Source organism: Herpetosiphon sp. NSE202 (assembly GCF_042688385.1).
Classification (GTDB): Bacteria; Chloroflexota; Chloroflexia; order Chloroflexales; family Herpetosiphonaceae; genus Herpetosiphon.
Window position 1 is genome coordinate 1 of sequence record NZ_JBHUPY010000002.1, and the last position, 12,749, is coordinate 12,749.

Below are 12,749 nucleotides of genomic sequence, written 5' to 3' on the forward strand. Positions count from 1 at the left end.
GAGCATGTAACCAACGTGGCCGCTGCCTGTATCTCATCGCTGGGTTCCATCAGCACCTCGGGTTCGCTCTGTACCGTCAGCACCTTCTGTACCGCCGCCGCCGAAGTTCAATAGTTCTGAATCGCATTAGTTAGTGAGGATTGCCGCTATGTCAGATGTAAAAAACTTGATCGATGTCGAAGTGACCGCCGACGAAACCGAATTGTTTGCCGATGAACTGGAAGAGCATGTAACCAACGCCGCTGCTGCTTGTATCTCATCGCTGGGTTCCATCAGCACCTCCGGCTCGCTCTGTACCGTCAGCACCTTCTGTACCGCCGCCGCCGAAATTCAATAAGCCTGGCTCTCTTAGCTACATTGTGAGGATTACACCATGTCAGATGTAAAAAACTTGATCGATGCCGAAGTGACCGCCGACGAAGCCGAATTGTTTGCTGATGAACTGGAAGAGCATGTAACCAACGTCGCCGCTGCCTGTATCTCATCGCTGGGTTCCATCAGCACCTCCGGCTCGCTCTGTACCGTCAGCACCTTCTGCACGGCGGCTGCCGAAGTTCAATAGTGTGGTGTAAGGGAGCCAGGCAGCAGAAATCTGCTTCTGCTGCTTGCACCTTCCCTAATTCAATGGTGGACGTATGACTATTCAGCACAGGCTCCGGCTACCGCAAGGGTCTGGGGCCTTGACTGATTAATGGAGTATGCCGATGGATGGATTTTTGCCCGCGAATGCATCGACCTCAAACGCCGCGCTCTTTGAACAACTCGCCGACCTGGGCGTGAGCTTCAACCACAACGCGGCGACACAACACCCAGCAAGCTGGTTGTGGATCAGCGGCAACCAGGCTGAGGACGTTGATCGCCTACGCTCGTTCGTCGCTACAACTCCATTGCCGGTGGTCGTGCTACAACCATTTGCGCGCAACTTGCGGATCGGGCCATTGTTTGGCGCTGATGATTATTGCTGTGTTGATTGTTTTCAACGCTATAGCGCGCTTTTTCCAACTCCCCCAACCAACGATTATCTGCTGGCGCTGCCAGCTTGGCAAACCGCCGCGCGTTGGCTCAACAGCCAGTTGCAGCAGCTCGCCGCCCGCATTTTGCTGATTCGGGCTGATGGCAGCAGCCAAATAGGCCGTTTGCCGCGCGACCCGTTGTGCTTGCGCTGTTCATCGTTTCGCAGCTATCCCATTGATTCGCTACAGCAGCTGCATCAAGCATCTGCTTAACGGAGTGTACTCATGGCAAAGACGTTTTTATCAATTGATGACATTTTGACCAGGGTTGCGCCGTTGGTGAATCCACGTACTGGCATCTTGGGCACTGCGACCGAATTGCCGCGCACGCCTGGCAATCCAGCGATTCCCGTCTTTAACACCAATGTGCATTGCGCCGAGCTTGCCATGAGCGAGCCACCAGCTGGCACTGGCGTGTTTTTGGAACGCGAATGGGCTAAGGCAAAATCATATTGTGAAGCGCTCGAACGCTATTGCAATGTCAAGCATGCCCATCAAAATTTTGAGGTGGCCACCCGCCAAGAGCTTGGCATCGAAGCCGTCGATTTAGAATTGTTTCCGCGCTGCTCCGATGCTGAATATCGCAACCCCGCCAATCCCACGACTCCGCCCAGCAACCGCGAACGCATGCGCTGGGTCGAAGGCTATTCGCTGATTTCGGGCCAGCCGATGTATGTGCCCGCGATTGCGGTCTACGTTGGCATGCAGCCAGAATATGTTGGCGAAACGTTTACGACCTCAATTTCAACTGGCACGGCACTCGCCGCCAGCTACGAACAAGCGATTGTAACCGGCATCGGCGAGGCAATCGAACGCGATGCCTTGAGCATTGCCTGGTGGCAAAAATTGGCCTTGCCCCAAGTTGATTTGAGCGACGTGCAAGACCCAGCCTTCAACGAACGCTTGAGTCGGGTGCAAGCTGCCCAAATTCAGAGCTATTTTTTTGATGCAACGACTGATCTTGGGGTTGCAACGATGTATGCGGTGCAAGTTGCGCCCCATGGCCGCTTGCGCACAATGGTGATGTCGGCAACCCGCACCAATCCAGCTGCCTTGCCTAGCAAAGTCCTTGACGAATCGGCAGCCTCGCGGATTGGCATCGAGCACTCGTTGAGCCAGCCGTTGCCCTTCAATCCCAAGGATTATCGCAGCTTTATTCGCTTGAGCGATGGCGCTGCCTACTATGCAGATGCGGCAACCGCACCCGCCTTTGATTTCTTATTTGAACAAACCAACTGGCGCAGCCTCGACCAACTGCCACGGCTCGATCATCCCGATCCAGCGGTGGAAGCCAAACGCCTGATCGATATTTTTCGGCGGGCTGGGTTAGAGCTGATTGTGGTCGATTTGACCTTGCCAGCTTTGCGCGAAGTTGGTTTGTACACGGTCAAAGTGATTGCGCCGCAGCTGATGCCCTTCAGTTGTAACTATAATGCGCGCTTTTTGGCAACGCCACGTTTGTATAGCGTGCCAGAGCGCATGGGCTACCCCGTTTTGGCCGAAGCCGATTTGAACCACTGGCCGCAGCCATTTGCCTAGTTTGAAAGGATTGCCCAATGGATCAACTTTATTCAACACTTGTGGCAACCCATCAGCAATGGCTGTTTGCCCAAGGTTTGCACGAAACGCGCTCAGCCCGCTTGTTACTCGTGACCGATGCAGTGATGGCGCAAGCGCTGCTCGCTCGCTTGGGGCAACTGCCCTTGGCGCTGGTGACAGTCGCCGCCGTATCGAGCGCCGATCATGGCCAAATTTCGCAGCAGATTCGCCAAATGACCAGCAGCTATCCGATTCAGCTTTTGGCGCGGCCTTTTGCGGCCAGTGGCTTGGGCTTGCTGCTCAGTCGCTACCACGCAGCAGCGCTGATTACACAGCGGCCTTATCCAGCGCTTGCCGATGCGCTCAATCAAGCCAGTTTGCGCGCAGCAACCCCATGGACTGCACTCAGTTTGTGGGGTGCACAAATTACGCTGGGGCCAACGATTTTGCCCGAGCACACCGCCTGTTATGCCTGCTATCAAGCGCGCTTGCGCTCGTGCGAAACCCGCAACGACGTGTGGCAAGCGCGCGATGGCTTTTTGCGCCAACAGCAACAAGCGTTGTTTCAACCTTCAATTGCTGCACTCATAAATTTGGCTGCCAGCTATGGCTTGACTGAAATTGAGCGGCTTTTGCTTGGCCAACAACCACCCTTGGCGCTTGGTCGCGAAGTCCAATGGGACACGTTCAATCTTGGCGTGAGCCGCAACCATGTCGAGCCATTTGAAAATTGCCCAGCCTGTGGCGGCCAGCAAAACACAACCTGGATTGGCCGCGATCAGTTAGCCCAGGTTGTGGCCAACTTGGCTTTGCAAGCGCGCGAGGTGGCATTATGACCCAAGCATTTGATTTGCACAGCCATTTGCAGCGCGATCCGCAGGTGCAAATGCCGACTCGCCCGCGCATCTCCGATGAAATTGCCCGCGTTTGGTATAACGAGCAATTGTTGTTGTTGCTAGGCGGACCGCACGATGTGGTCTTGCGTGGCAAAGCGGTGCGCAATCTGCTGCCGCAATTATTGCCTTTGCTCAATGGTCTCAACAGCCGCGAAACGATTGGCGAACGCTTGGCCCAATTCAAGCCCGCCACGATTGACGATACCTTGCAGCTGTTGCATGTGCAGGGCGTGCTTGAAGAAGGCCCGTTGCCAAGCAACACGCTTGATCCACAGGTGGCGCGTGCCTTCAGCCAACAATTGGCCTTCTACAGTCGCTTTGTCGACCAAACTCGCATTTGTCGCAATCGCTATGAGGTATTGCAACGCTTGCAAGCAACGCCGTTGCTGTTGCTTGGCAACGAACGCTTGGTTGCGCCGTTGCTGCATCAATTGGCCCAGGCTGGCTTGGGGCGGGCAACCTGGTTGGCGAATGGTGCTCCAACCACCACCTACGCCCTGCCGCATTTGGAGCTTGAGCTACAGGTGCCAGCAGCTGATGGTTTGCTCGATGCAGTTGATCATTGGCTCGCTGAACATAACGATGGCCTGATTTGTTTGCTGACCAGCACGGCTCAAACCGAGCTGACCCAAGCCCTCAATCAACGGGCGATTCAAGCTCAAACCCGCTTTACCCGCTTGTGGCTGCACCCACAGCATATTGAGCTTGGCCCAACCACCTTTGCCCATGAAGCTGGTTGTTATGCCTGCGCCGAACAAGTTGAGAGCGCCACGCCAGACTTGAGCGAGCCAAACGCGCCTTTGAGCCTCAATGAACAATTGGCATTGAGCCAAGCAAGCCTCGTGATTGGCAACCTAATCTCTGGCTTAAGCCCGATTATTACAGGCGGCGTGCGCTATCTGCTCGACCCAGTTTCGCTGGAGTTTGTCGCCCAATCGGTGCATCGTTTGGTGTTTTGTCAGGTTTGTGGCCAGCCCAATCTTGATGCGCCGCGCGATCTGTTGGTTGGCGCTGGCCATGTTGAAAATCTGCCCTTGTGGTATCACGCCAACACCGATGAACGGAGCTATGCGATTTTCCCTAAGGCTCATCAACAACATTATGCGCCGAAAAATGCGCTAGCGATTGTCAGTGGAGCCAAGGGCTACACCAACGTTCAACGCCATGCGCTGAGCCAATTGCAAGCCCAATGGCAACCAGATTCAGCGGTTGATATTAGCGCGCAGCTGCCAGTTCAGGCTTCGATTGCGCCCTTGGCTTGGTTGCTGGAGCAAGCGTTTGTGCGCAAGCCCGCCAGCCAAACGCTTGGTGCTGGCCAGCGTTTTGTGCCGTCGGGCGGCAATATGGCCTCGCAAACCGTCTATCTGCTCAATCACAAGCTCAACGGTTTGGCGAGCGGAATATATCATCTCAACCAGCACGAAGCCACGCTCGAAGCGATTCGGCCAAGTTTCAGCTGGGATGAAATTGCTAAGGTTTTCCCAGCCGATCCATTGGATGCGCAAACCTTGGGCTTGCTGGTGCTGACGGCGGCAATTGGCCGCGTCGAAGCCAAGTATGGCGCAAAATCCTATCGTTTGGCGCTCTACGATTGTGGCGCGGCGGCCCAGGCAATTGAATTGTTGGCTGGCGCAGCAGGCTGGCAGGTCGAGCAAATCAGCGTCTTCTACGATCAAGAATTGCGCTATGTTCTTCAGGTCTATAGCCCAAGCGAAACCCCGTTGCTGGTGCTGCGGCTGGTTGCGCCCAATGCCGAGGTGCTGCAATGAGCGAACATTTCTTTGGCGCTGGCGTGAGTGCCAGTTCCTACATGCACGAATGGACGAGTTTGCAACGCGGTAATCCGCTGCCTGAGCCTAGCCAACCAGCAAGCAACTGGTGGCACGATTTGTTTGAAACCAAGGCCAAAATCGGCCTGCCAGCGGCCTACCCAAGCCAATTGAGCTATCAGCAGCTGATTGATCAACGTCAAAGCCTGCGCGAATATGCTGAGCGCCCGATTCATTTGGCTGATTTGGCAACCTTTTTGGAGCATGCCAGCCGCCCATTCAATTCAGCAACCAAGCCATTGAGTTTGCTTGCGCCGCTGGTCTTAAAGTCTGACGATTTGGCGTTGGGTGGCTATGCCTACAATCCGAATGCCCATCAATTGGCCGTGCTGCGTACCGCCGATCCGCAGGAGCCATTACAACGCTATTGCTTCCAGCGTGAGTTCTTGCAAGCGCCAGTGATTGTCTTGGTGCTGACTTCGCTGCCCAATGCAATCAACCAAGCTGGTGATCGCGGTTATCGCCAGGCCTTGCTTGATGCAGGCGCACAGTTGCAGCGCTTGTATGTCGCAGCCCAGCGCGTCGGCATGATTGGTTGCGCCACCGGCAGCTTAATTCAAGGACAACTCGCTCGTTGGCTGGGTTTTGATAGCTATCAAACTCACTGCCTAATCGGTTTTGCTGTTGGCTATCCCCACAAGGAGCAAACCCATGACTAACCCAGCCCTAACCCTGAACGACTTTGCTGCGCTTGATGCCAGCCCAGAATATCGCCCGCAGGTTGTTGATGATGTTCATGTTTCGCCTTTTAGCCAACAGCAAACCAACCAATATGTGGTTGGCCGCGCCGCCTCATCATCGTTTTTGCGCACCAATGTGATTGGCGTGCGAATTCTCGAATTGCTCAATGGCCAGCGCTCAATCGAACAGATTCAAGCCGAGGTACAGCAACGCTATGGCATCGCCGTGAGCCTCGAAAAGATTCGCCATTTTTGCGATTTATGTACGCGCCATCGCTTGCTGGTGCATGAAACCTGGGCCAATACCACGCCCGATTCTGCTGATGCGCCGCGTTTGGGTCGCCGCAGCGGCTTGTATTGGACGCTGATTCGCGGCGATGGAGTGATTGATCGAGTGGTGGCTTGGCGGCGCTGGTGGTGGAATCCAGCCACATGGTTGTTGATTGTTGGCTTACTGGGCGTTGGCTTGAGCTACATCATTGCCAAAGGCGTGATATTGGTTTCACCCTTGATGTTGGCCCACCCTGATGCCAACAAACAGCTGATTTTCTGGATCTTTGGCTTATTTTTGGCCGAGATTGCAACTCACGAATTGGCCCACGCCGTTGCCTGCAAAATGGCGGGAGCTAAGCCAGCAGGATTTGGCATGGGCTTGCTCTGGTGGTTTATTCCAATTTTCTTCACCGATACCAGCGATATTTACCGTGTGTCAAGCAAATATAAGCGAGCTTCGGTGGCGGCGGCTGGCCCGTTGGTCGATGCACTCTGGTTTGGTGTGATTGCCAGTTTGCTCTGGTTGTTGCCCAGCGATAGCTTGATGTATGCGATTGCTTTGGCCTACAGCGGCATTCCGGCCTTGCTCTTTCTGATCAATCTCAATCCCTTTGTTTCGCGCATGGATGGCTATTGGATTATGACCAATCTGCTGGAGCAGCCCAATTTGCGCCAACGCACCGTGCGCAACATCGGCAACAAGGTTCGCGCTTGGTTTGGCCGTGCACCAATTATTGACCCGCTCAGCGAGCAACAAACTGGGCGCTGGCAATGGGCCTATAACCTGTATGCGCTGGTTTCGTTGATATGGACGATTTTCTTTGTTGCCAACCTCGGGCTGCATTTTGCCAGCTATGGCCTGACGATTATGCGAATGTACGCCGCTGCGCTATAAGGAGCTTGGCCATGACTGATTTGTATCAATCAAGTATCGTGATTACCGCTGAGCAAGCGGCTCGCCCAAGCTGGCAACCTGCTTCGCCCGTGTTGGTGCGCGTAGGCGGAACCAGCTACAACCAGCTGCACCAGCTCAAATTCGAACGCACAATCGCGCTTTTTCAAGCAATTTTGCGCCAACAACGCTGGCTCGATAACCATACCCAGGCGCTGGTCGATCTGCTTTACGAGTTGATTGGCAGCACCCAAGGCCCGCTCAAAAGCAGTTTGGTGGCCTTGAAACGCGATATTTTCAATCGTCGCCTGCCGTTGCTCAGCGATGTTGCCAGCTTGCGCGGCTTCGAGCATCCCAGTTTGCGTGGCCAAGTCTTGCGCTTTCGCCGCAGCTTGCAGCAGTTGCAACGGGCTTGGCGCGCAGCTCGTCAGACCTTCGAAGAAGAATTGCAAGCCAAACGCCGCTTGTTGCAACAAAGTTATGCCCAGCCTGCGTTTCAAAAGGCCGTGCAAGTGGCCAGCTCAAGCTTAGCCAGCAGCCTGCCGCGGTATATCAACGCCGATCCTAGCCAATTGCGCAGCCGCGAACGCAAAACCGAAGTCGGCGCGTACCAATATCTGATGCGCATGGCCAGCAAAACCAGCCCATTCAGCCATTTCGGCCCCTTGGTGCTTGGCTCGGCCGAGCCTAATTTGGCCCAACCAATCGCGATTGAAGGCCAAACGCCGCAAGCACGGGCAGTCAGCCAACTGCGGCGCTCAGCGGTTGGCGCAATTCGCAAAGCGCTCGTGCGCGTGCCCGCAATCAATGCCTACCTGCCGTTGCGCTTGAATCCCAGCAGCTTTCTGGATGGCGATGATTTGGTGTTCTCGCGCTTGCGCCAACAACTTGACGATCCTAATCAATTTTTTGCCTCATGGCAACGCCGTGGCAAGCGTTCGGCTTTGCTCGATAGTGTGTTGGCAGCTTTTGGCGCGCAGCAACAATGGAGCTACGCTGATTTGCTGGCGCTGCTGCAAGCCCAGCATCCAGCGCTCAGCCCCGCCAAATTGAGCCAAACCCTCAATCAATTAATCAGCAGCGGCTTGTTGTTTTACGATTTAGATTTACCTTCGGATTATCAAGACCCGTTGTTGGCGTTGGCTGAGCAATTAGCCCATATTCCTACGGCTGAGGCTGGCCAGGTTCGCGAATTATTGCAAACTGTGGCTGAAGCAGCCCAGCATTATGCCCATGCTACGGTTGCCCAGCGCTGGCAACTTGAGCAACAGCTGCGCCAAACCATCGATCAAATTTTGGCCTTTGCTCCGGATACGAATCAAACTAGCAGCCAACTTGGCCAGCTGATCGTCGAAGATGTGGTCTGGGATGATCTGGCCGTTCACTTGGGCCAGCCATTGCTCAACACCTTGGCCAGCGATTTGGCTCCGGTTTTGGAGTGTGGCTTTCAGCGCGATGGCCGTGGCCCGTCGCAAAGTTGGCTGCTCGATATTTTTACCCATGCCTTTGGCGAAGGCGGCCAGACCGATGCCCTATTGGGCTTTGCGCCCGAATATAATCGGCTTTCTTCCAACACAGCCGGGCTGCCGATGTCGCGAATTAGCGCGATTCAGCAGCGCCAACGTCGCTACGGCCAGTTTTTGAATCAAACGCTCGATGCCGCACCTGAATCGCGTGAGGTGGTGCTTGATCCCGAGGTATTTTGGCAGTTGGCGGCTGATTTTGGTCAACATAATCATTATGGCTCAACCAGCATTCAGTTTCAGGTTGCCGCTAACAGCCAAGCAGCGCTGGAGCAAGGCGATTATTTGCTGGCCTTGAATTACACCTTGCCTGGCTTTGGCCGTTTTCTGACCCGCTATTTGAGCCTCTTGCCCGCTCCAAGCTGGCAAACCTACGTTGAAGCGGCGTGGCAACCATTGCAATCCCAAGCCAGCCAAGCACTGCCAGCCGAAATCGTTTCGGTGCTCGAACACAACGCTCAAGTGCATGTGCCATTTACTGAAAACGTGATTGTGCCGCCCGACGAGCCAACCTACCGCAGCCAAACCACGCAGCATGGCGTTGGCGATTTGCGCCTTGCCCACGACCCTGTTGCTGATCAATTGCGGGTGTATAGCCGTGCCGCCGATGGCAGCCAGCAAGAGCTTTTGCCGCTCTACATGGGCTTTTTGCACATGGTTTCGTTGCCAATTTTGCAACGGGTGCTGGCTCAACTCAGCCCCAGCAGCTATCACATGGAGCAATTGCGCCCGCGCGAGCAAACCCTCGTGTCGCGCAAACACCCAGCGAATGAAATCAGCCATACGCCTCGGCTGCGGATTGGTCGCTTGGTCTTGCAACGTGAAAGCTGGAATGTGCCAAGCGCCGCAATTCCAAGCAGCGTTGCCAACGACGAATTTATGAGCTTTTTCAATTGGTATAGCTGGGCCGAACAAGCGGGCTTGCCAAGCGAAGTTTTTGTGCGCATCCAACGCCCACTCAGCAGCAAACATCTCAATATGTGGACGAACCATAAACCACTTGCGCTGGATATTGAAAATTATTTCAGCATTCAGATGTTGCGCCATGTAATTGCCGATGATCAGGTGAGCTTGACGCTCGAAGAAATGCTGCCCAGCCCACAGCAGCAGTGGTTTGACCTCGATCAACAACCATATGTGATTGAATTTCAGGTTGAGTTCAATCGGGGAGGTGGCCAATGAGTTTCGCTGTGCTGAATGGCAAAATCTACTATAGCCCAGAGCGGGTTGACGAGCCATACGATCCACGAGCTGATCGTTTGATTGCTGAAGCTTGGACTCCGCTGTTTGATCAATTGCGCGAACAGATTGAGTTTATTACCTGGCTGCGCTTTTCCGAAGGCGGCTACCAGCTGCGCATTGCCTGTTTTGCCGATGAGCAGGTTTTGCGCGAGTTTGCGGTTCCCTTGATTCGTGAACGCTTTGCTGCCTATTTTGCCCAAAACCCTGAGCTTTGTGGCGAGGCGCAGCCACTTTCGGCCCAAGCTGCGATTCTCAATCGTAAATTAGGGCTTGCTACCGATGTGAGCGCTTTGGCTCAACCTGGCTCGGTTGAGCTGGAAATTAGCCACGACTTGGCGATTGGCCGCGATCACGATTCGCTCGAAGATTTGCGCCATTACTATGCCTTGCAAACCGCGATTGCCCGCAGCACGCTCGATGTGATTCCGCATACAACCGATTTGGTAACCCGCAAAATCTTCAGCCGCATCTTTTTGGATGAGTTGCTGCATGCTGGATTTTTGCAAAGCATCGAAATTAGCCGCTTGCTGGAACGCTTGCGCCAAACGTGGGTCGATTATTTTGAGTTTCCAGGTGAGTTTATTCAACAATCCGATGCCTTGGTGGCGCAATCGCTGGAGCGCAATTGGCGCTTTCATCAACGGCCTTTGGCTGAGCGCTTAAGTTTATTGCCCGAAGCGTTGCATGTGGTGGTGCAGGCTGGTCTGGAGGGTTTGCGCCGCTACGCTGGGCCGGTGATCAAACGTGATCAACAACAAGAATTGGCCTTTTCGAGCTATGCAGCGCTTTCAGCCTTGTTTCACCTAACTCACAATCGTCTGAGCATTAGCATCGCCGAGGAAGCCCATTTGTGTAGCCTGTTGCTTTCGCTTGAGCGCCAGCGCCAACAACAGCCCAAGCAAACGTTGCAACAACTGCTGGTCAATCAATATTGATTTTGCGCTGAAAAGGGGAATCCGATGCAGAATTCAAGCCAATGGCACTATCGCCAAGTATTTTTACAGCCACCAAACACCCCAACTCCAAGCAAGCCCGATCTGCGTCAGGTCTGCGACCAAATGCTGATCGATTGGGAACGAACTTTTGGCGAGCACGGCAGCTTGCGCCCGCATATCGATCGCTGGTTTTTTATTCGCTACGGTGAGGGTGGCTACCATGTGCGTTTGCGCTACCAAAGCCCGCCCGAAAACCGCAGCGCCACGATCGATCCCTTGCTCGATGCCGAGCTGTTGCGCTTTTTTCAAGATCATGCGGCGACGGTTGGTTTGCAGCATGCGCCGCAAGCAATTGATGAACTCTATGCGGCGGGCTATCTGCGCGATTTGACCTACGAACCAGAGTATGCCAAATATGCTGGCAAGCTGGGCATGGCCTTGGCCGAGCAACATTTTGCCTATTCCAGCACCATTTGCCTGCGGGTCTTGCAGGCTAGTGCCAACAGCGGCGTGGCACGCTCGTTTTGGGTGCTCGAATTAGTGCACGATCTGCTGGAGCAATTTAGCCCTGATCCCTCCGTGCAAGCCTTGATCGTGCGCAGCTACCTCGATTATTGGATTGCCCAAGTGGTTGGTGATCGGGCTGCGTTTATGCGCGGCTTGGAGCAGCATTTCGAGCGCCAAGCTCCGGCAATTCGCCAGCGTTTGGGCACTTTACGGCATAATAATAACTATCCATTATTTGCCGATTGGCGCGCGCATTTGCACAACCATTTTGCCGATTTGCAAGCTGCTGAAGCCAACCAGCACTTACAATCGAGCGTGATCGAGCATTTTCAGCGCTATCAGGCCCAATTGCCAACGCTTGTGGCCCAATATCCATTAACTGGCTTGCTGTTTGTGCCCAATTATCTGCATTTGGTGCAAAATCGCTTGGGCCTGAGCATTATGCAAGAGCTGCAATTGCTATATATGTTGTATCGCGTGTTGCTTGCTGAGCTGCCTGCCGAGCCGATGAGTGTGCCATTGATTTTAGAGCCACGCTAGAACTTGTATCGCTTTTGGTATCGCTGAGCCTCTCGTTTTGCGGGAGGCTAAATTGTTTAATGGAGCCAGCAAAATACCACATTCAAGGAGGAAGCTATGGCTCCAGTACTGGTCGTAGAACAGCTACAAAAACACTATGGCAAGCATAAAGCAGTCAAAGATGTGTCATTCAGTGTCGAGGCTGGCGAGATTTTTGGGATTGTTGGACCCAACGGGGCAGGCAAAACCTCATCGGTGGAATGTATTATTGGCCTGCGCCCCGCCACGGCTGGCACGATTCAAATTCTGGGCCGCGATTTGCAGCAGCATGGCCAGTATATTCGCAGCAAAATTGGCGTGCAACTGCAACAAGCAACCCTGCCTGATCGGCTGACAGTTGCTGAAGCCTTGCAATTATTTGGCTCGTTTTATCCGCAAGCGCGGCCTTGGCAAAAAGTGCTCGAAGAATGGGGCTTGGCTGAGCAAGCTAAAACCACCTTTGCCAATCTTTCTGGCGGCCAAAAACAGCGCTTATTTATCGCCCTCAGCCTGATTCACGACCCCGAAATTGTGTTTCTCGATGAATTGACGACTGGCCTCGATCCCCAAGCGCGGCGAATCACCTGGAACTTAATTCAAGATGTGCGCAAGCGCGGCAAAACCGTGGTGCTTGTGACCCACTTTATGGAAGAAGTTGAGCGTTTATGCGACCGGATTGCCGTCATCGATCAAGGCACAGTGATTGCGCTCGATACGCCAGACCGCATGATTGCCGCCTATCAACATGATTTGCGTCAGCAGCCAGTGCCCAGCCGCGAGCTGCCCCACCCAGAACGAGTGACCTTTGAAGATGTCTTTTTGCGCTTGATCGGCCAGCCTGCCCATTAATTGCACCTATTCA

The 12,749-nt window shown here is 54.1% G+C and carries 12 protein-coding genes; all 12 read left to right on the plus strand.

Annotation, left to right across the window (positions count from 1 at the left end; genetic code table 11):
- The first annotated feature begins 148 nt into the window (after positions 1–148).
- Entirely contained in the window at positions 149–337 is a 189-nt protein-coding gene (locus ACFMKP_RS04450) for a thiocillin family RiPP (RefSeq protein WP_382289447.1), read from the plus strand.
- Between the two features lie 36 nt (positions 338–373).
- Positions 374–562 carry a thiocillin family RiPP gene (locus tag ACFMKP_RS04455; RefSeq protein WP_204756770.1) on the plus strand — a complete coding sequence of 63 codons (189 nt, stop codon included), beginning with the start codon at positions 374–376 and terminating at the stop codon, positions 560–562.
- A 142-nt stretch (positions 563–704) separates the two neighbouring features.
- A complete protein-coding gene (locus tag ACFMKP_RS04460; RefSeq protein WP_382289450.1) occupies positions 705–1,226 on the plus strand; it encodes a hypothetical protein in 522 nt (173 codons plus the stop codon).
- Positions 1,227–1,238: 12 nt separating this feature from the next.
- Positions 1,239–2,552, plus strand: a complete 1,314-nt coding sequence (locus tag ACFMKP_RS04465) for a YcaO-like family protein (RefSeq protein ID WP_382289452.1) — start codon at positions 1,239–1,241, stop codon at positions 2,550–2,552.
- 17 nt (positions 2,553–2,569) lie between these two features.
- A complete protein-coding gene (locus ACFMKP_RS04470; protein WP_382289454.1) occupies positions 2,570–3,388 on the plus strand; it encodes a TOMM precursor leader peptide-binding protein in 819 nt (272 codons plus the stop codon).
- A complete protein-coding gene (locus ACFMKP_RS04475; RefSeq protein WP_382289455.1) occupies positions 3,385–5,217 on the plus strand; it encodes a nitroreductase family protein in 1,833 nt (610 codons plus the stop codon). The genes ACFMKP_RS04470 and ACFMKP_RS04475 overlap by 4 nt, the downstream gene beginning before the upstream one ends.
- Positions 5,214–5,936, plus strand: coding sequence for a nitroreductase family protein (locus tag ACFMKP_RS04480; RefSeq protein ID WP_382289457.1), 723 nt, complete (start codon positions 5,214–5,216; stop codon positions 5,934–5,936). Before ACFMKP_RS04475 ends, ACFMKP_RS04480 begins: the two co-directional genes overlap by 4 nt.
- Positions 5,929–7,125 carry a hypothetical protein gene (locus tag ACFMKP_RS04485; RefSeq protein ID WP_382289459.1) on the plus strand — a complete coding sequence of 399 codons (1,197 nt, stop codon included), beginning with the start codon at positions 5,929–5,931 and terminating at the stop codon, positions 7,123–7,125. The genes ACFMKP_RS04480 and ACFMKP_RS04485 overlap by 8 nt, the downstream gene beginning before the upstream one ends.
- Positions 7,126–7,136: 11 nt before the next feature.
- Positions 7,137–9,827, plus strand: coding sequence for a lantibiotic dehydratase (locus tag ACFMKP_RS04490; protein WP_382289461.1), 2,691 nt, complete (start codon positions 7,137–7,139; stop codon positions 9,825–9,827).
- Positions 9,824–10,822: a lantibiotic dehydratase C-terminal domain-containing protein gene (locus ACFMKP_RS04495; protein WP_382289463.1), complete on the plus strand. Its 999-nt coding sequence runs from the start codon at positions 9,824–9,826 to the stop codon at positions 10,820–10,822. The genes ACFMKP_RS04490 and ACFMKP_RS04495 overlap by 4 nt, the downstream gene beginning before the upstream one ends.
- 24 nt (positions 10,823–10,846) lie before the next feature.
- Positions 10,847–11,869, plus strand: a complete 1,023-nt coding sequence (locus tag ACFMKP_RS04500) for a lantibiotic dehydratase C-terminal domain-containing protein (protein ID WP_382289465.1) — start codon at positions 10,847–10,849, stop codon at positions 11,867–11,869.
- Between the two features lie 96 nt (positions 11,870–11,965).
- Entirely contained in the window at positions 11,966–12,736 is a 771-nt protein-coding gene (locus tag ACFMKP_RS04505) for an ABC transporter ATP-binding protein (RefSeq protein ID WP_382289467.1), read from the plus strand.
- The last annotated feature ends 13 nt before the right edge of the window (positions 12,737–12,749 follow it).